Here is a 16974-nt window from a genome sequence, read left to right as displayed (position 1 = left end):
CGAATTCAATCACTGACCGATGGACTTCGCAGCGTTGACCAAGCCATCCAGCCAGTCCTGATGGCCATTGATCATCGGATTTGGTTTGGCTTTGGCTAGATCCTGCGCAGGTTTGCCCTTCTGGGTCTCCTGGGTAAGGATGCGCACCCGTCCATGGGGCAGATCCTCGATCAGCCAGGCATGATGAACATCCAGACGTGTCTCGCCTTCACCCGCCCAGCCATGCCAGGCAATCCGGCCAGGTTCGGTCGAGGTGGGCGGCACATGCTCGGTGCACAGCGCCTCGACGGGAAACCCGAAAGTCTCGAAATAGAAGCGCACGCCCTTGGCCAGATCCGGCCCAACGGGATCGTGAAAGCGCACGTTTGCAGAGTTCGCGTAGTACGAAGGCCACCGCTGGGCCTGACTCAATAGCGGCCACACTTGTGCAGGGCTCAAACCCGCAACGATCACTTCGTTGGAAACGAAGTTTTCAGTGAAACCGGGCAAAAAGCCCTCGGGCCAAATGATTTCGTTCATGGACGACTCGGTAGGTGATGGATGGAATAGCGCCATGATCGGTGTAAGCTTGGAATAACGCCAATCGCGATTTTTTATCCAGCACATCATGAATACTGATATCAGAAACCTGGACCTGAACCTGCTCAAGGCCCTCGATGCGCTGCTAGATGAGCGCAGCGTCACCCGTGCAGCCGAAAGGCTGGCACTGACCCAACCCGCCGTCAGTGGCATGCTCAACCGACTGCGGGAAAGCTTCGACGATCCGCTTTTCGTGCGCGCCCAGCGTGGCATCGTACCGACGTTGCGAGCCGAGCAATTGGCGGCACCGGTCAAGCAACTGCTGGCTGATGTCGAAGCCTTGCTACAACCCCAGGGGTTCGATCCGCTCAATGCCAACCTGACCCTTCGTCTGGCGTCGACTGACTATGCGTTGCGCGCAGTCGTCGTGCCGTTCTTGCGTGCGCTGAGGGAACGGGCTCCGAACATCCGGGTTGCGGTTCAACCCGCTGATGATCAGCAGCTTGCCTCCCAGATGGACCAGGGTGATATCGACGTGGCGCTGGTCACACACGACACAACACCCGCAGGGCTACATGCTGCCCCGTTGTTCGATGAGCAATACGTCTGCGTCATGAGAACTGACCACCCTGATGCGCTGAACGGCACGATCTCACTGGATCGTTTTTGCGCCGTGAATCACGTATTGGTTTCGCCCTCCGGTGGAGGATTTCGAGGCGTGACAGACATTGCCCTCGAACGCATTGGCCGGACACGTCGAGTCATCTCATCGGTGACCAGCTTCTTGATTCTCCCGGAACTGCTGATGCAGAGCGACCTGATTGCCGTGGTCCCCCGGCGCTTGGTGCTGCATCAAAATGGCCTGTGTCTAATGAAACCCCCGGTCGAGATTCCCGGCTTCAGCAAGACGCTGGTCTGGCATGAAAGGACGCACCGCGATGCAGGCCATGAGTGGATACGTTCGCTTCTGCTCGAAACAATTGAATCGCTTGACTGACGAGGGCATGAAAAGAACGGATTCACTGAGTAAGCACCCATCGATTCGGCCAGAAACAAACGTCCTGTATGCAGCAATCTGCTGTCTTCATTGAGACGGACGCACTCCCGATGCTCGGCACTCTGATAAAGCTGACTTAAGCAACGGATCGGTAATCCGATTGGCCTTGCTCAGCACTTCGTCCAGTAACGGCTCAATGAGCCCGGGCGCAGACAGCGGCCGGTACACGCTTTTGCTGATATCTACCGCATGCTGACGAATCCGCCCTTCATCGGCAGGGTTGGGCAGCAGGTTTTCTGCCAGTGGCGCAATTGTGGCGCGATTTCGAGAATCGCGCCAATTTCTGGCGCGATTTATGGCGCGATCTGCAGAATCGCGCCAACTGTCTTGGACGTTGCAGGAAACCAACACCGGCAACGACAGTGTCCGGGAGCAATTTCCTTCAATACAGCCCCTCCCATGATCTCTACCGTCAGTGCTCCCTCACCCGTATTGAAGGTGCCTGATGAGTATCGTCGTTTCCATGGCCGTGTTTGCGTTGGCCTCTTCCATAAGCCCCGGCCCGGTCAACCTGGTCTCTTTGAGTTGCGGTGCACACCACGGACTGCGGGCCGCCCTGCCCCACGTCACGGGGGCGACTCTGGGGTTCATCCTACTGCTCGTGCTAATGGGTCTGGGACTGCATGAAGTGCTGAACCGCTGGCCGTGGTTGACCCAGCTGATTCGCATGGCCGGCGTGATATTCCTGCTGTACCTGGCCTACAGGCTGGCAAGCAGTGACGGACGAGTGAACACGGCGCACGTGCAGACCCGACCCTCCGCCTTCACCGGCGCGCTGATGCAATGGCTCAATCCGAAAGCGTGGCTCGCGTGCCTTGCGGGCATGGGCGCTTTCGTCGCCGACGGCAATGTGCGAATGGTGTGGATGTTCGCACTGATCTATCTGGTGGTGTGCTGGCTATCACTGGCCAGTTGGGCCTGGGCCGGTGCCTCGTTGCGCGACTACCTGAACAACACTGCCAGACTGCGCGGGTTCAATCGCGTCATGGCCGCGCTGCTCGGGGGCTGCGCGGTGTATCTATTGCTTGAGTAGGCACACCGCGATAGTGCCCTGGCGTCGTCGCCAAGGCGCGCTTGAACAGCCGCTGCAAGTGCGCTTGATCCGCAAAACCAACGCGCGCCGCGACCTGGGCGATGTCCTCCCCCTGGCGCAGGCCATCGCGGGCCAACTTGAGGCGGCAATCAATCAAGTACCCATGAGGCGTAAGCCCATGGCACGCTTTAAACGCGCGGATCAGATAGGAAGGTGAAAGCTGTACGGCCGACGCTATATCCTCCAGCCGCAGTGCATCAGCGCAATGCTCACGGATGAATTCCGCTGCCTGGGCCATCTTGTGCGGTTCACTTTTGGCGTCATTGCTGACCGGCTGCAACCGCTTGACCAATCGCTGGAAGAACCCCAGCGTTGCACCCTGCATGATATTTGGCGGGCAGTCGCTGGCCGTGAGCGTGCGGTACAGATCGTCCAGCTCGTCAAACAGACTGACGTCGGCGCTATAGGTCTGCGCAAAAGGCACGAAGTCTTTTTGCGTACCGGAACCCGGCTGTTGCAGCGTCGCGAGCCACTGGGCATCCACGTAGAACATGCGGTACGCCCAAGGCTGTTCATGTATGGGGTTGCACGCATGCACCACACCAGGGTTCATGAGCACCACGCTGCCGGCACTGATCAGGCGGCTACTGTCGCCGTTCAAACAAGTGCTCTGCCCCTGCATGATCGCGCCAATGGAGAACGTCGAATGAGAGTGGCGCGCGTGGCTGAACGTGCGACCGTCCTCGACGTTGCGGATTTCCAGGTGTGCGAGCGCAGGATGACGCCAGTAGTGAGACATAGGTACTTCCATCCCGAGGGGCTCGCATGCAGAAAGGGGCAGCGTTGCCGTTGGGTACGATTGTGCTTGATCCTGAGCTTATACCGAGGGTCCGCTCTCGGCCAACTGCCGTCGTGAGGGCAATGAAGGAGTAGCGATGCTAAGCCGGCGCACTCATTGCTGCGGCGTTACAAGCACGCCCTTGGCGCTACCCTAAAAGAGATCAACAAGTGGGTACTGGAAAAACCAGCCACCGATATGTTATGGTATAACATATTACTGCTCACATGAGGCGATGACTATGAAACCTGGAATCCACCCTGACTACCGCACTGTTCTGTTCCACGACACGGCTGCGGACGTCTATTTCCTGATCGGTTCGACGGTGGAAACGGATCGAAGCCAGACCCATACGGATGGCAACGTGTACCCGTATGTCGCCCTCGACGTCTCGAGTGCTTCACACCCTGTCTACACCGGCCAGGTCCGCAAGACTCAGGCGGAAGGCCGTATTGCCGGGTTCAACAAGCGTTTTGCCGGTTTCGCGTCGAACAACAAGTGACCCCTCGTAACCAGTGTCGCTGAAGCCAGTGCGCCCCGCTGGCTTTGGTCCTGGCGAGACGTTTACTCGGCTGCACGTCACGCACCGTGGTGCCAAGCCCTCTATCGCGACAGTATGCAGTTAGACTGTGCACACTATTCAGGTATGGATCCCGAGCCGTGAGCGTGATTCTGATCAGCATTGTGTGCATCATCTTCTGGACCGCCGTGTCATGGCTCTCAGGCAATGCGGAGCCGTGGGACGCAGCGGGTTACTGGACCACTGTCTATCCAGCGGCGCTGGTGCTGTCAGCCGTTGTGGGGGCAATGTTTCTACGCCTCAGCCTGATAGCAGGCGCGATAGTCATGTTTGCCCAACTCCCGGTGGTCGTAGTGTCTACCGGCGTTTCGCCCTTGCTGGCTGCGGGGGTCATCTATGTCGCTCTCCTTTCCATTCCTGCAATGATGATCTCTTGGGTGTCCGGAAAACTGCGGCTTTTTTGCAGCGGTTGAATAGCGGCAGGCTGCTGGCCCCTCTGCTCGGCATTGATCCCTACAGTATCGGGTGATGAGGCATCGGAGATGCTTCGATGGCCAATATCCTCGATAAGGAAATGCGAGATGAAGAATCACGACAACCATGCGCTAGTGAGCACGTTGATATTCCCCATTGCTCCCATCGTGGTGATTTTCGCGCTTTCGGCTCTCTGCGCAGATATGTGGCATGCAGCCCATTACCCGCCAGGCGAAGATGGTGGTGAAGCTGAGCCTGCCATGGCGCTTATTCTGATACCGCTGCTGCTGACGATATTCGCCATGGTCCTTGCAGGAATGACAGCACTCAATCGCTGGGTCGCCCGACGGTTCGCGCCGGGCGTCTGGTGGCGCCTCGCAATGGCCATTCCGCGAGTGCTGCTGGCGGGCCTGTCACTGCTGCTTTTTCTCGTCTCCGCTGGTTTCTTCATGGGCGACGTGACGGCCATAGGACACTGGCAGGTAGTTTGCGCCTGGATCGCCTGCCTCATGGTAGTAGCGACGTTCGTTGTTCAGCAGTATCGCCGCCTGACTGAATGAACATCGGACGTAGGCACCGCCGACGACTTCGTGGCGGCGGGTGGTTCTTCGATCTGGAACAGTCGAGGTGAAAGCCTCTGCAGTGCTGGTACAGATCAGGAAGCATTGATTGCGTATGACATGGAGACTGGCGAAGCGGGTATTTTTAGCCTGGTGTAAAACCCCACACTTGATGTCGCGACAAAGGCCATTGCGGATTACCTGCGCGCAAGCACGGCCATACCAATGCACAGAAAAATTCTGTAGACGACCGGTCGGTATGTGTTTACCATGCCGCCCATCATGAAGAAACCAGCTCAAGACATGCGGCAGCACATCATCGATGTGGCTCGTTCGCTGATGACCAACAAAGGCTATACGGCCGTTGGCTTGGCCGAAGTGCTGAGCACGGCGGGTGTGCCCAAAGGGTCGTTCTATTACTACTTCAAGTCGAAGGAAGAATTCGGCCAGGCTTTGCTGGAAGAATATTTCTCCGAGTACCTGGGCCGCGTGGACGCGCTCATGGCAAAGCCTGGAAGCGGCGCCGAACGCTTGCTGGCCTATTTCAACTACTGGACTGAAACCCAAGGCACTGACCTGCCCGAGGGCAAATGCCTGGTGGTCAAGTTAGGCGCAGAGGTCTGCGATTTGTCTGAAGACATGCGCGCTGTGCTCGAAGTCGGTACGGCGAAGATCATTCAGCGCATCACAGCATGCGTGGACATGGGCGTAGCCGACGGCAGCATTCATCCAGAAGGTGACCCTGCAGCCTTTGCTGAATCACTCTACCAGCTATGGTTGGGCGCCTCCCTGCTGGTCAAGGTGAACAGATCCACGGCGTCCTTTTCCAAAGCTTTGATCATGACCAAGCGCTTGCTGCACTAGTACGCGCTTTTTATTTACCCAATTTAGTAGACGACCGGTCCACTACAAAGGCTTAGAACATGAAAGACATCAGCAGCACCACTGACCTGTTTTCTCCCGTACGCATGGGTGCCATCGAACTGGCTAACCGCATTGTCATGGCCCCCGTCACCCGTAGTCGTTACGGCGAAGCAGGTATCCCCACTGAGTTGCACGCCACTTATTACGCTCAGCGGGCCACCGCTGGATTGATCGTGGCTGAGGCGACCAACATCTCGGCTCAAGGCCGCGGCTACGCGGCGACCCCTGGCATCTGGAGCGAGGAGCAGGTAGCGGGATGGAAAAAGGTCACCGATGCGGTGCACGCTGCAGGTGGCAAGATTGTCAGTCAGCTCTGGCATGTAGGGCGCTTTTCAAGCGTCGACCTGCAACCCAATGGCGAGGCGCCGGTAGCACCTTCCGCTATCCAGGCAGAGGGTAATACCTACACAGCCGATGGTTTTGTGCCTGTGTCCATGCCGCGAGCGCTCGAAACCGACGAGATTCCCGGCATCATCGAGCAGTACCAACACGCGGCCAAGAATGCCAAGCGAGCGGGTTTCGACGGGGTAGAAGTGCATTCGGCCAACAGCTACCTGCTGGACCAATTCCTCCGCGATTCCACCAACCAGCGTACAGACCAGTACGGCGGATCCATCGAGAATCGCGCGCGTCTGACCCTTGAAGTGACCCGAGCAATCGTCGATGTCTGGGGCAATGACCGCGTAGGCATTCGCCTGTCACCGGTGACACCGGATGCGGGAAACACGCCACCGGACAGCAATGTCATGGGCCTTCACGGCTACCTTATCCAACAGCTCAACGCGCTGGATCTGGCCTACCTGCATTTTGTCGAAGGGGCCACGGCCACCTCCCGAGAAGTGCCGGAAGGTGTCGACATGGACGCATTGAGTGCCCAGTTCAATGGTCGGTTCATTGGCAACAACAACTACGACCTGGAGATGGCGGTCGAGCGGCGCGCAGCGGGCAAGATCGACGCTGTGGCATTCGGCCGCCTGTTCATTTCCAACCCAGACCTGGTCGCGCGCCTGCGCCACGGTGCCGAGCTGACCATTGCGCCTCGTGAGTCGTACTACGGCGGCGGCGCCAAGGGCTACACCGACTGGCCATTGGGTAATTACTAAGACCAGCACTTACCTACTCCCCTGCCCGGTTCATCTGGCACTCCCCAACGGTTAGTACGCGCCACCTAAGCGGGAACACCGCCACAAAGGAACACGACATGAATTACCTGGACAAGAAAACCGCCATCGTCACTGGCGCCTCTTCTGGCATTGGAGCCGCCACGGCTAGAGCGCTGGCGGCCCATGGCGCCAACGTCATCGCCGCGGCCCACGAAGAAGCGGGCCTCGTCGTTCTGGTCAGCGAGCTACGTGCCGCCGGTTATGAAGCGGTGAGCTACGTAACGGACGTTACCTGCCCAGAGCAAACACTGGCGATGGCCCAGTTCGCCAAGGACACCTACGGCTCAGTGGATATCTTGGTGAACAACGCCGGCCTGATGCTGTTTTCCAACTGGGTCGACCTCGCCACCCGCGATTGGAACGCCATGATTGATGTGAATATCAAGGGCTACCTGAACGCCATCGCGGCCGTTCTCCCATTCATGATTCAGCAGAAGTCCGGCCAGATCTTGAACATGGACTCAGTGGCAGGGCATCAGGTCGGCCCAGCGGCCGGTGTCTACAGCGCTACCAAATTCTTCGTTCAGGCTGTGACCGAATCCATGCGCAAGGAGTTGGGTGTGCACCACGGCATCCGCGTCAACACCGTAAGTCCAGGCGTGATCAATACCGGCTGGGCCGACAAAGTGACCGATCCCGAAGGTCGCAAAGCCGCCAAGGCGCTGAATGAAATCGCTATCGCGCCCGAGGACATCAGTCGCGCGGTGATCTACGCACTCAATCAACCAGCCAACGTAACTGTGAACGATCTGATCATTTCGCCGACGCGTCAGGACTGGTGATCGGATTATGCACGTCGATGTAACCCCGTGATCCGTCGAATCCATCTTCAGGAGAAACACCCCATGAGCAACAACATCAAAGCCGTGCCAACCAGCGATTACAACGCCGTCATCGAAACCGCCAGCAACTATGTCGAAGGCTTGCGTGCAGGCAGCGTTGCCATCATCGCGGAAGCGTTTCATAAAGACGCCGTGATGTACGGCTTCACCAACGGTCAACTGTTGGGCGGGCCGATCAGCAACCTGTATACGTTCGTCGAAACCAACGGCACGGCGCCAGACATCAGCACTCGTCTGGACGTGCTGGCTATCACTCCGACCACCGCTGTCGTACGCGTCGATATGGAAAAAGACGCGATCGGCGCTGACTACAACGACTACCTGACGTTGATCAAAATCGATGGTGCCTGGAAAGTCATTGCCAAGGTTTACCACCAATTCGAAGGCTGACTGCGCAGTTCTGTGCCGGCGCGAGCCGCGCCGGCGTTTCCCCACAGCAGGAGCAACCCATGTCCAGAATTTTGTCATTGGCGCCGCCGGTAAAGTCGGCAAACGCCTTGTCAGTAACGGTCACGACGTAGCCCCACTGCATCGGCAGCGCGTCGATTGATTTGGCTGCAAGCACGCTCAGCCAACGATAATTTTAAAAGACATGACTTTGAAGGTTTTTGGAGTTTGATGTATGGCAACTGTTGAATACAGCGCCGTTATGGCAACCACCGCAGAACACGCCTGGAAAGTGCTAAGAAACTTTGCGGAAATAGCCCAATGGCACCCGGCAATCAATGAAAGCAGTCTCGAAGATGGGCAATCAGAAAGCACGATTGGCGCAGTCAGACGGCTTGATCTGGCAGACGGAGGCGTTCTTCGCGAACGCCTTCTCGTACTGGATGACCCCCAGATGCGCTTAACATACAAATTCGAAGAATCACCTCTACCGCTCGACAACTATCGAGCAGACGTCAGGGTGATCAAGGTCAGTGGAGAGCTTCAGTGTGTCATTGAATGGCGTGCGAGCTTCGACGTCCGCGATGCAGAAATGACTGCCCACTTTGAAGCGCTGATCACCCGGCTGGTCGTGGATGGCCATGACAGCCTGGCGCTGTACCTCGCTCAGTCACCGCCGTGCAAAGACGGGCACTGAAGCCAGCCGGTTTGAAGGACTACTGATGCCCCATCACCGGCCAGCCTATGATCTAAAGCGGCGGACGCTCAAGGGCGACCCAGGCCTGCACGCTAGGACGCTGCCATTGACGTTGCGCGTAGTCCACCAACGCTGAAGGCACAGTATCGCCATTGAGTATCAGCCGGTTGAGCATGAGCGCCAGATCGACATCCACTATCGACCATTGACCGAAAAGATTTTCTGCGCCGTCTTTAAGCAGCGCTTGCGCTGTATAGAACAACTTGTCCGCTGACTCACGAGCCGTCGACGACAAAGGGTCATACTGCTGACCATAGAACACCCCAGCGGTGGAGCGCTCCTGCCTGATGGGCAGCAGATCGCTGCGGATCCAGGCCTGAACCTGCCGAGCTTTTGCCAGCAGCCGAACGTCTTTTGGATAAATCGGCACTTCGGGGTAAACGCTTTCGAGATACTCCGTGATCGCTGAAGACTCCGACAAGGCAAAATCTCCATCCACCAGCGTGGGGACCCTCTGGGTTTGCGAGAGAACAGCGTAGGCATCTGCCTGGTGTTCAAGTTTCTGCAGGTCGACTGCGCTCATCGCAAAATCGATGCCTTTCTCGCGCAGTGCAACAAACACCGACAGGGCATAGGGGCTGGTGAACTGCGAATCGACGTACAAGTGCAAACGGCTCATGGACTGATCTCCTTATACAGAAGACTCCACGCTACGAGATTAGGCGGAGAGAGGGAAATCAATGATTTTCATGGGGGTATTCTTTACAGGAATGGGCTGTGTTGGGGTGTTGGTCTGGATAGGCTAGGGTCTGGGTCGATAGTACCCAGCCCACGCGTTTATCGGCTCAGGCGAGTACCGGCTCGGTGCGGACCATGGCAGTCTCGAGGTACGAATCAAGCGTCCCAGTGGCTACGCGATTCCAGACCAGGCGTTTAAAGGTTGGCACAAGTGACAGCTTGTTTGATATCATAGCCTCGTCAGCACAGACCGGAACCTTCGCTTGAAGGGGTGTTGATTTCGGAGTGAAAGCTCTCCCAGCCAGTGTGCGGGATAAGGCGCAAGCCGAAAGAACAGGCCGATATTGAGACACGCAAAAAGCCCCTGTGCGCAAGCACAGGGGCTTTTTGCTTCCTGTCACACCGACTTTCCTTTATTGCGCATCTCCAGTACGTAACGCGTGTTGAATGCTTTCCCTTTGGGCAGCGAGTGGCGACCCCAGGTATCAACCTCATAAGCGCTGATGACGTGCATTCGCAGTAGATTCGTCGTTTCGGCGGGGTTGGTGATGGAAAAGAAAATCGCGCAATCATGTAGATCCAGACAAAAGTACCTCTGGCCACTGTTCTTGCTGTTATGCGGCACTACCATTCCGGTATAGAAGCGGCGCTCTATGTAGTCACGCAGCTGGGTGCTGCAGTGGTACCGCGAAGGGCAGAAATATCTATGTTCATGCTTGTGCCGCAGCGGCTCACCGTTGCCTTTATCGTCCGTGAAGCAATGAAAGCCGAATTCGAAACGGACGGTCAGCTGGTTACCAGCCACCTCGAAGGTCATCTCGAACGGCTGCAAATGCGCCATACTCTTGGTAACACCGTTGATGACCAGATGATTCCATTGCATGTTCAGTAGCAGTCCAAGCGCCCTGTGAAGCGGGCATTGTATCGTTGCTGAGACAGATTGCATTCCGCCTCCAGGTAGACCTTTCCAACATACCGAGATGAGCCATCACTTGATGCCAGAATATCCCTACGGTGGGCATGCCGTGTGGCTGCTTTGGCTGCGTTGCGAGACTTGTGTTTGGCGCGATCAACAGAATGAATCGCGCCAATCTCCTTCCAAGTCACTCACCGCGAATCAACAACGCATCTACCAATGCCTTCGCCCCCTCGATGCAATGCACCGTGGCGCCAACCAGTCCTGGATCCACCACCCGGGCATCGCACATTTCAGATGCCGAAGCATGGGCGCATGTCAGCAGATGGGACAATTGCGTCAAGGCATCTTCCAAGGCAACACCCGAGTTGACGCTGAATATCGGCTGCTGGTCCGAGCCATGGCGGCCGAACGGCAAGACGTTGGTTTCCGTGATTTCGATCATGGTCAATCTCCTTATCTACGATGAACACGCCAACAGTCCTACCCAAGGGCAGGCACCTATGGGAGCAGGCCCTGCCCATAGGCAGTCACCTGTGGGAGCAGGCCCTGCCCATAGGCAGTCACCTGTGGGAGCAGGCCCTGCCCATAGGCAGTCACCTGTGGGAGCGGGCTCTGCCCGCGAATGCCGCGCCGCGGTCTATGTCCGCCAGAACTGCCAAAAGCGCCGCGGCGGCTGACTCTCGCGCTGCGCATTTCTCCGCGCTTGCTCCATCAACGCACGCTGCCGCTGGAAACGCTCGGCCAGCACACGGCCATCGGTCTCAGAAAAGTCTGTTGCGAAATGAAACAACGGGTGATCGGAAGGAAGATCGACAACGGGTGAATCGGGGGTCGGCTTGACCATGATGCAACTCCTGACGGCTCGATTGAACCGCCACCTTCCGCTGCTAAACGAAAAGGGTGGCAGCTGTACGCGGGTTAGCAGACCGGACCGTCAGGCACCCGGCGCACCCGAAGGTGCCCCACGCACAGCCGCCATAGATCGACACTGTAGGCGAAAAAAAACGCCGACAATGGGTATGGAGGCGCTGCGCGCCTGACGAATTGTTCGAGCTGCTAAACCCGGTCGCTGAATTGGCAGCGACGGGTGAGAGGTTAGCGGAGGTGGTGGGGGATGGCAAGGTTGGGGGGGAGTTACTGATTGAGTGGGATGGACGAAGGATGGTTGAATGACTACTTCCGGTCAAAAGTAGTCACTCGCTCTCGATAAAACCAGTAGTGACCTATCGCCTCTTTACACTTGATTAATCTTTGACATCGTTCGTAGTTGAAGACGAGCCTTTTCGGGCAACAACTTAAACCACCACTCGGTGTTGGCCGAAGCTGGTTTTGTAACCACCGGAACAAAATTCATCCGATTTTGAAAGAGCCATAAGAAGAACACTTTGCCAATGATTCGCCCCAAAGCTCTCACAATGGCTGCTATGGGCTTTCGCTAGATAGGTCTTCAAAGGTGGCGCGCCGAAAGCGCCGCACTCTTCAACACTAGTGCGAAGTCCACCGAGGAAAATATTGATTTGTGGCCCATACCTATCATTCAGTTGGAGCGTCTCAAATTGAAACTTTAGCCTTTCGTACTCATCGGCACTAAGACTTGCCACAGGCTCAACACTATACACTACACCGATCCCCTTCTGCAAAATCGTAATAGATGCAAACAGAAATTGCTCTGTCGGGTAGGCACCTAAATATACATGGGAAAACTGAGCACTGGCAGAATCACCACCTTTTGCCCTTTTTAGATTATTGCAAGGATGGCAACTAGGGATAAGGTTCTTGGCATATAGTGCGTGCGCTCTGTATTTTGAGCGAGGCAGATGATGATCTAAGTCTGTGACCGAACCATATCCACAATACGGGCATAATTCTGCCAACAACTTCAATTGATTCCTATAATTCGCAAGTCGCCCACCGATCTGAACCTGACTGTAGGCATTATAAAGCGCCTGCCGCAACTCCTCGCTCAGATGATCGCCTTCTAAGTGAACGGTAGGCTGTCCAAAGTTATCATCATATGCCGCATAGATGTCGAGAATTGCAGAGTGATCTATCTCGCTCAGTAGATGAACTACCGTGCCGTCCACGAAGGTTAATGCGGCTAGCAGATTTTCTCTTACATTTTCAAAGTCAGGGACTGCTAAGCGCCACATTAAATCAGTCCTCTCTTCGCAAGCTCCGCAATGACATATGCTCGTGCCTGCATGCTAAGCCCGTGAGGCTGAAAGAAGTATTCTATAACATCGAGATTTTGGTGTTTTTCGATGAGATCATTTAAAACTTTGTGGTAGTCGGTTTCGCGCGTACTGAGTCCGAAAATATCACCAGTTAACGTCCCGACATTCTCTCCAAATGTCTCTTTTGACGGGCTCTTCGTAACTGTAATATTATCTTCTCGCCTAATAATTAAGGTGTGCTTGGCAATCGTTTCCTGTAAAACCACAGGTGAATGCGTAGCGACGATTGCAAACGCTTTCCTTACATTCAATATATTTCTAATGGCGTGCATCAACGCAGCTAAGAGAGGTGGATGCAAATGTGTTTCAGGTTCATCTATTAATATCAGGGATGACTGAGTGGTGTGGGCCGCGAGCTTGCATATGATATGCATCACGATTTTATGCCCAGTACTCCATTGCAAAAATATCTCGCGCGGCCCATTACGAAGAAGAAAATCACTGTTGAGGTTTTTTGAGTCGGTAGAGAAAGATGAATCTGTCGAAAGATAGGCTAACGACTGATCCAGTAAGGCTTGCGCTTCTGTTTCTTGGACCAGCTGTAATGTCTCCTCAAACTCCCTCGCCAACTGCTCAATGGACTTAAGCAATGTTTTTCCTAATTTATCGGAATGGGCAGCGAATGGCCCAAAGAAGCCTTCACCTTCAATGTCAGCTTCTAACTCTGCCGCAACGTCACGCAGGCCGCAAAATACGAATCGTCCGACACCCATCCGAATATCTTTAACCACTTGCACACGTTCATCCGCTTCACCCTCTGCGGTTGGTCTAAGCGCGGGCAAGCGAAAGCTGTCGAACGCGCTATAAGACACCGTGATTATTCTAGGAAAGCTAACTTCATCAGGCAAAATCTTTCCTAGCGATGATAGGCTTTCATCGTGACGATCCTTTAGGCTGCCATAAGCCACACGAGCAATGCGTGCTAAAAGTGTACTTTTGCCCGAACCATTTCTCCCGATGACCGAAAATATCCGATTTGGAAGCGGAGCTTTTCTATTGCCGACTATTTCAGCATATTCTGGAAGAGAGTAATCGAACGTGACTATCTTTTGCCAGCCAGGCACAGCGAAAGAAAACTTTAAATCCTGAGCTAGTAAGCTATCAAAATTTTTTACAAGTAAAGACCTAGCCGTTTGAAGAAAAGCATCATTTTCGCCGAAATATCTAAATAATGACGTATTCCAACCGTCTTCAAGTCGAAACGACTCCGCTCGTCCAGGACTATATATAAAATCTTTAAGCGCTATTAGTAGCTTTTTCCTTAGGGTGTCTTCTAATGCGGATAAGCGCTGATAATAGTCCAGCGACTGACCCACAGAAATATAATCCTCCCCCAAAACATCAAAATCGTTAACAATTTGCAACCCATCGACAGCACGCTGCCCTCGCTTTAAGATCTTAACAGTGCCGATCAAGTTATGTGAACGCTGCTCCTCGGGGCCCAAATAAACCAAACTATATTGGGTTTCGAAACTGTAGTCATTCCAGGTGTGTTGAATTAGCGCAAACAGCGCTGTGGAATCATAATTGGGCGAGGTTCTAGGCCGCAATACCTGAAAGTCCATTTTCATCCATCCTTTTCGTCGTTACTTGTCGCAATTAAAAAATAAATCTATGAGAGAGCATCATAACGCTTACACCAAAATAAAAAAAGCTATAGGCCACCATAACACATAAGCTAGTTGCTCGTTGAATTGCGAACCGCCATTTTACTTGAAGTCTCCGGTTGCAGCCCTGCGCGAAGGGTTTCTTTGGGGCGAAAGCGGTCGTTCTCGACCGAACGTTTTCGATCCATAGCAGCCTTCGCGAAAGCCAGCTACCTCCGTAAAAGGAGTCATTCACAAGTATGAGCCGAACGAATGCCACCGCGTAATTTCGTTAGGCCTGGACTATTTAACAGTCAGCCCCAGCTGTATCCCTCAAACTCCATTCCAGCATTTAGAAGGCGAGCAGTCTTCAATCCCATCATATTGTCATGCTCTAGGAAATAATCCGTCAAATCGTTAAGATCCGAAGGCATTTGGGCGTTCGGACTGCAACCGTACTTAATGAAGGCAGAATAAAATCTAGGATAGGCTTTGGCGCTAAAGACCTCACAGTCTTTTAAAGCGATAAGGTCAGCTAGATCACGATCTTTGAAAACCTCTGCAAGCCCTTTTTTAGAAAAAGTTGGGCGCCCTCGCTCCGCAGATCTAGCGATCAAAATTGTCCTCAGACACCAAGCAAGCCTTTTGTTTAGAAGGTAATAATCTTGAATATTCTCAATGTGCTTTACAAGTGCAAACCCTAGCTCGCTTGCATTTGAAATTTCTGAAGAGTAGTTTTCCTTTTTTAAAAAGCTCCTTCTAACTTGGTCGAAAACTCCACTTGGATCGTATATCGCTTTAGCCTCTAAAGCGATGTGCATAAAAAACAAGTCTCCGCCTTCAGCCCTTGAGATGGCTTGACCCAAAGGATAGCAGGCAATATTGGTAGTCCCTTCAACTATCATTTCATATCGCTGATCATCAGTAATCGCAAACAAATCTGTATCTGAATCGACAGAGTGATCTTCGCGAGCACGACTTCCATATACGACTAGTGAAAGAATAGCCATTAATTGATCCTACTGATTCTATTGATCAACGTAGGAACTAACACTGCGTACCACCAAAGCCCAAAAAAAGCGTTGATTCCGTATAGCAATTCAATGTGAATTGGATTTTGATTTAACGTGCCCGCATATTTTGTGTAACCTACCAGAAAGGTGATATCAAATCCTTGCACTAGTCCTCTTTGATAGTCCTTAGATATAAACCCGTATACTATACCAAAGACAAAAGTCATTAAAATTCCAATTATCGCTGGCCTAGCTATGCTTTTTCCCCAGCAGTTAACAAATCCAGAGATATTTAGTAGCAATAACTCGAAGTATGCAGCAAAAAAATTCATACCATGTCCGAAGAACCCTTTTCCATGGATAAACTCGTATATGGATTTTTGAATTTTGCTTTTTAGTGACTGATTTAAGTATGTTTGAACAGCTCCATAATAAGCATCATCGTCACCGTGGCTTTCGGCATTCTTCAACAAAATTCTAGAAAATTTTGCTTTGGTTCCCTCCAACCTCATTTTTTGATAACGTGGCGTAGTACTATTACGTTGCAGAAGGCTTTTATCGAGATTAGTGTAAGCGGCGCCTATGAATTTGGCCGGATTGGAGACCAGAGTGTTCGGCATTTTTGTTTCAGTGCCTGACAGCGTAATATCGCTCCATTTACACTCATAGAAAATACAATCTTGGAACTCAGCCATTGTAAATGAGCATCGTTCAAATTTGCACTCGCTAAACTTCACCCCTTTCCAAACGCTCCCGCCGAAATCACACTTGGTAAATTTACATTTTCCAAATGAAATTTCATGCTTAGAGATCTCACTCGTGAACTCGCCATTAAAATCGCACTCATCAAAACTAATTGCTTTGCAGTTAAATCTACGTAACAAATTTTCCTTTATATAACCAAGCAAGTCTGAAGAGTTGAAATAAAGCTGGCTAGGTCCTTTGTTGTTGGTGAAGTCCCAGCCATGCGGCGTCAACTTCAGAGTATGACCAATAAAAACAGAATCCCAGTAAGACTTGCTTCTTTTTTGTGAGCTTATTATCGTGCCTGCTTCAAGCGTCGGCGTCGCTAATGTAGTATACGTATTTTCGTGCACTTCCTGCTCCATGCAAGTCCTGATTAGTATTAGCATAGCCTTTCTGAGCCTTCCACCGATAGGGGAAGGCCGAACTCTGCTTTCAAATTACAAGACAGCGTGCATCAGAACCCGCCAGGCGCGTTAGCAAAGCCACTGACCGCGATATCGGCCATCAAAGGTCCGCTCGAAGCCAACCTCTGCCCTCGGCGAACGGCTGTTCGGGGTCGTTACCTGCCATTCTCAACAGGCGACTTCTAGCCGATAGCGCCCCTTTCAGTACGCAGTCATCGACCGAAAGTGATTTACACCATCCGCAGCCTTGTTCCAAACGACAGCTGCTCCCCTCAGAAACCTCTCATTTCGAGTATCCGCCCATCGAAGGGCACTCTTC

21 protein-coding genes are annotated in these 16974 nt (G+C 53.4%); 10 read left to right on the top strand and 11 right to left on the bottom strand.

Annotation, left to right across the window (positions count from 1 at the left end; genetic code table 11):
- Nucleotides 1-9: 9 nt before the first annotated feature.
- Nucleotides 10-519: an SRPBCC domain-containing protein gene (locus IFT75_RS02140; protein WP_185794403.1), complete on the bottom strand. Its 510-nt coding sequence runs from the start codon at nt 517-519 to the stop codon at nt 10-12.
- 88 nt (nt 520-607) lie between these two features.
- Between IFT75_RS02140 and IFT75_RS02135 the strand changes: the two genes are divergently transcribed.
- The gene (locus tag IFT75_RS02135) at nt 608-1516 is read left to right on the top strand and encodes a LysR family transcriptional regulator (RefSeq protein ID WP_192053057.1); all 909 of its coding nucleotides are present in this window, start codon (nt 608-610) and stop codon (nt 1514-1516) included.
- Between the two features lie 87 nt (nt 1517-1603).
- On the opposite strand, the gene IFT75_RS21305 is transcribed toward IFT75_RS02135, so the two are convergent.
- Nucleotides 1604-1933: a hypothetical protein gene (locus IFT75_RS21305; protein WP_199864019.1), complete on the bottom strand. Its 330-nt coding sequence runs from the start codon at nt 1931-1933 to the stop codon at nt 1604-1606.
- A gap of 88 nt (nt 1934-2021) precedes the next feature.
- Here IFT75_RS21305 and IFT75_RS02125 point away from each other — a divergent pair, with 88 nt between their 5' ends.
- Nucleotides 2022-2609 (top strand): LysE family translocator, encoded by a 588-nt coding sequence (locus tag IFT75_RS02125; protein ID WP_192053055.1) that lies wholly within the window; start codon nt 2022-2024, stop codon nt 2607-2609.
- Here IFT75_RS02125 and IFT75_RS02120 read toward each other — a convergent pair.
- Nucleotides 2560-3408: an AraC family transcriptional regulator gene (locus IFT75_RS02120; protein WP_244652673.1), complete on the bottom strand. Its 849-nt coding sequence runs from the start codon at nt 3406-3408 to the stop codon at nt 2560-2562. The genes IFT75_RS02125 and IFT75_RS02120 overlap by 50 nt on opposite strands.
- A gap of 280 nt (nt 3409-3688) precedes the next feature.
- Here IFT75_RS02120 and IFT75_RS02115 point away from each other — a divergent pair, with 280 nt between their 5' ends.
- The 8 genes from IFT75_RS02115 (at nt 3689) to IFT75_RS02080 (ending at nt 9014) form a co-directional block, all read left to right on the top strand.
- The gene (locus IFT75_RS02115) at nt 3689-3949 is read left to right on the top strand and encodes a type B 50S ribosomal protein L31 (protein ID WP_192053051.1); all 261 of its coding nucleotides are present in this window, start codon (nt 3689-3691) and stop codon (nt 3947-3949) included.
- A gap of 158 nt (nt 3950-4107) precedes the next feature.
- Entirely contained in the window at nt 4108-4440 is a 333-nt protein-coding gene (locus IFT75_RS02110; RefSeq protein WP_192053049.1) for a hypothetical protein, read from the top strand.
- A gap of 108 nt (nt 4441-4548) precedes the next feature.
- Complete coding sequence (locus IFT75_RS02105) at nt 4549-5001, top strand: hypothetical protein (RefSeq protein WP_192053047.1); 453 nt, start codon at nt 4549-4551, stop codon at nt 4999-5001.
- A 282-nt stretch (nt 5002-5283) separates the two neighbouring features.
- On the top strand, nt 5284-5865 hold the full coding sequence (locus IFT75_RS02100; RefSeq protein WP_192053045.1) for a TetR/AcrR family transcriptional regulator: 582 nt from the start codon (nt 5284-5286) through the stop codon (nt 5863-5865).
- A gap of 59 nt (nt 5866-5924) precedes the next feature.
- On the top strand, nt 5925-7028 hold the full coding sequence (locus IFT75_RS02095) for an alkene reductase (protein ID WP_122476210.1): 1104 nt from the start codon (nt 5925-5927) through the stop codon (nt 7026-7028).
- A 98-nt stretch (nt 7029-7126) separates the two neighbouring features.
- Nucleotides 7127-7870, top strand: a complete 744-nt coding sequence (locus IFT75_RS02090) for an SDR family oxidoreductase (protein WP_192053043.1) — start codon at nt 7127-7129, stop codon at nt 7868-7870.
- A 63-nt stretch (nt 7871-7933) separates the two neighbouring features.
- Nucleotides 7934-8320: a nuclear transport factor 2 family protein gene (locus IFT75_RS02085; protein ID WP_192053041.1), complete on the top strand. Its 387-nt coding sequence runs from the start codon at nt 7934-7936 to the stop codon at nt 8318-8320.
- Nucleotides 8321-8552: 232 nt separating this feature from the next.
- Nucleotides 8553-9014, top strand: a complete 462-nt coding sequence (locus tag IFT75_RS02080) for an SRPBCC family protein (protein ID WP_192053039.1) — start codon at nt 8553-8555, stop codon at nt 9012-9014.
- Nucleotides 9015-9066: 52 nt separating this feature from the next.
- On the opposite strand, the gene yfcF is transcribed toward IFT75_RS02080, so the two are convergent.
- From yfcF to halA, 8 genes are all read right to left on the bottom strand, one after another.
- Nucleotides 9067-9693: a glutathione transferase gene (gene yfcF / locus IFT75_RS02075; protein ID WP_192053037.1), complete on the bottom strand. Its 627-nt coding sequence runs from the start codon at nt 9691-9693 to the stop codon at nt 9067-9069.
- A gap of 456 nt (nt 9694-10149) precedes the next feature.
- A complete protein-coding gene (locus tag IFT75_RS02070) occupies nt 10150-10635 on the bottom strand; it encodes a hypothetical protein (protein WP_244652672.1) in 486 nt (161 codons plus the stop codon).
- A gap of 220 nt (nt 10636-10855) precedes the next feature.
- Entirely contained in the window at nt 10856-11113 is a 258-nt protein-coding gene (locus IFT75_RS02065) for a DUF3077 domain-containing protein (protein ID WP_192053035.1), read from the bottom strand.
- Between the two features lie 195 nt (nt 11114-11308).
- Complete coding sequence (locus tag IFT75_RS02060) at nt 11309-11515, bottom strand: hypothetical protein (RefSeq protein WP_192053032.1); 207 nt, start codon at nt 11513-11515, stop codon at nt 11309-11311.
- A 451-nt stretch (nt 11516-11966) separates the two neighbouring features.
- Nucleotides 11967-12821: an HNH endonuclease gene (locus IFT75_RS02055; RefSeq protein WP_192053030.1), complete on the bottom strand. Its 855-nt coding sequence runs from the start codon at nt 12819-12821 to the stop codon at nt 11967-11969.
- Nucleotides 12821-14470, bottom strand: a complete 1650-nt coding sequence (locus IFT75_RS02050; RefSeq protein ID WP_192053028.1) for an AAA family ATPase — start codon at nt 14468-14470, stop codon at nt 12821-12823. The genes IFT75_RS02055 and IFT75_RS02050 overlap by 1 nt, the downstream gene beginning before the upstream one ends.
- Nucleotides 14471-14805: 335 nt before the next feature.
- Nucleotides 14806-15501: an anti-phage Hailong system nucleotidyltransferase HalB gene (gene halB / locus IFT75_RS02045; RefSeq protein ID WP_192053026.1), complete on the bottom strand. Its 696-nt coding sequence runs from the start codon at nt 15499-15501 to the stop codon at nt 14806-14808.
- Nucleotides 15501-16613 (bottom strand): anti-phage Hailong system effector protein HalA, encoded by a 1113-nt coding sequence (halA, locus tag IFT75_RS02040; RefSeq protein WP_192053024.1) that lies wholly within the window; start codon nt 16611-16613, stop codon nt 15501-15503. Before halA ends, halB begins: the two co-directional genes overlap by 1 nt.
- Between the last annotated feature and the right edge of the window lie 361 nt (nt 16614-16974).

The organism is Pseudomonas sp. CFBP 8758 (assembly GCF_014841725.1).
GTDB classification, from domain to species: domain Bacteria; phylum Pseudomonadota; class Gammaproteobacteria; order Pseudomonadales; family Pseudomonadaceae; genus Aquipseudomonas; species Aquipseudomonas baltica.
Note: the sequence above shows the minus strand (reverse complement) of the source record. Positions and strands in the feature narration are given on the sequence as shown.

Coding starts and splice junctions, on each gene's coding strand:
- IFT75_RS02140 (WP_185794403.1), bottom strand. CDS start 519: ATGAACGAAATCATTTGGCCCGAGGGCTTTTTGCCCGGTTTCACTGAA.
- IFT75_RS02135 (WP_192053057.1), top strand. CDS start 608: ATGAATACTGATATCAGAAACCTGGACCTGAACCTGCTCAAGGCCCTC.
- IFT75_RS02125 (WP_192053055.1), top strand. CDS start 2,022: ATGAGTATCGTCGTTTCCATGGCCGTGTTTGCGTTGGCCTCTTCCATA.
- IFT75_RS02120 (WP_244652673.1), bottom strand. CDS start 3,408: ATGTCTCACTACTGGCGTCATCCTGCGCTCGCACACCTGGAAATCCGC.
- IFT75_RS02115 (WP_192053051.1), top strand. CDS start 3,689: ATGAAACCTGGAATCCACCCTGACTACCGCACTGTTCTGTTCCACGAC.
- IFT75_RS02105 (WP_192053047.1), top strand. CDS start 4,549: ATGAAGAATCACGACAACCATGCGCTAGTGAGCACGTTGATATTCCCC.
- IFT75_RS02100 (WP_192053045.1), top strand. CDS start 5,284: ATGAAGAAACCAGCTCAAGACATGCGGCAGCACATCATCGATGTGGCT.
- IFT75_RS02095 (WP_122476210.1), top strand. CDS start 5,925: ATGAAAGACATCAGCAGCACCACTGACCTGTTTTCTCCCGTACGCATG.
- IFT75_RS02090 (WP_192053043.1), top strand. CDS start 7,127: ATGAATTACCTGGACAAGAAAACCGCCATCGTCACTGGCGCCTCTTCT.
- IFT75_RS02085 (WP_192053041.1), top strand. CDS start 7,934: ATGAGCAACAACATCAAAGCCGTGCCAACCAGCGATTACAACGCCGTC.
- IFT75_RS02080 (WP_192053039.1), top strand. CDS start 8,553: ATGGCAACTGTTGAATACAGCGCCGTTATGGCAACCACCGCAGAACAC.
- yfcF (WP_192053037.1), bottom strand. CDS start 9,693: ATGAGCCGTTTGCACTTGTACGTCGATTCGCAGTTCACCAGCCCCTAT.
- IFT75_RS02070 (WP_244652672.1), bottom strand. CDS start 10,635: ATGCAATGGAATCATCTGGTCATCAACGGTGTTACCAAGAGTATGGCG.
- IFT75_RS02065 (WP_192053035.1), bottom strand. CDS start 11,113: ATGATCGAAATCACGGAAACCAACGTCTTGCCGTTCGGCCGCCATGGC.
- IFT75_RS02060 (WP_192053032.1), bottom strand. CDS start 11,515: ATGGTCAAGCCGACCCCCGATTCACCCGTTGTCGATCTTCCTTCCGAT.
- IFT75_RS02055 (WP_192053030.1), bottom strand. CDS start 12,821: ATGTGGCGCTTAGCAGTCCCTGACTTTGAAAATGTAAGAGAAAATCTG.
- IFT75_RS02050 (WP_192053028.1), bottom strand. CDS start 14,470: ATGGACTTTCAGGTATTGCGGCCTAGAACCTCGCCCAATTATGATTCC.
- halB (WP_192053026.1), bottom strand. CDS start 15,501: ATGGCTATTCTTTCACTAGTCGTATATGGAAGTCGTGCTCGCGAAGAT.
- halA (WP_192053024.1), bottom strand. CDS start 16,613: ATGGAGCAGGAAGTGCACGAAAATACGTATACTACATTAGCGACGCCG.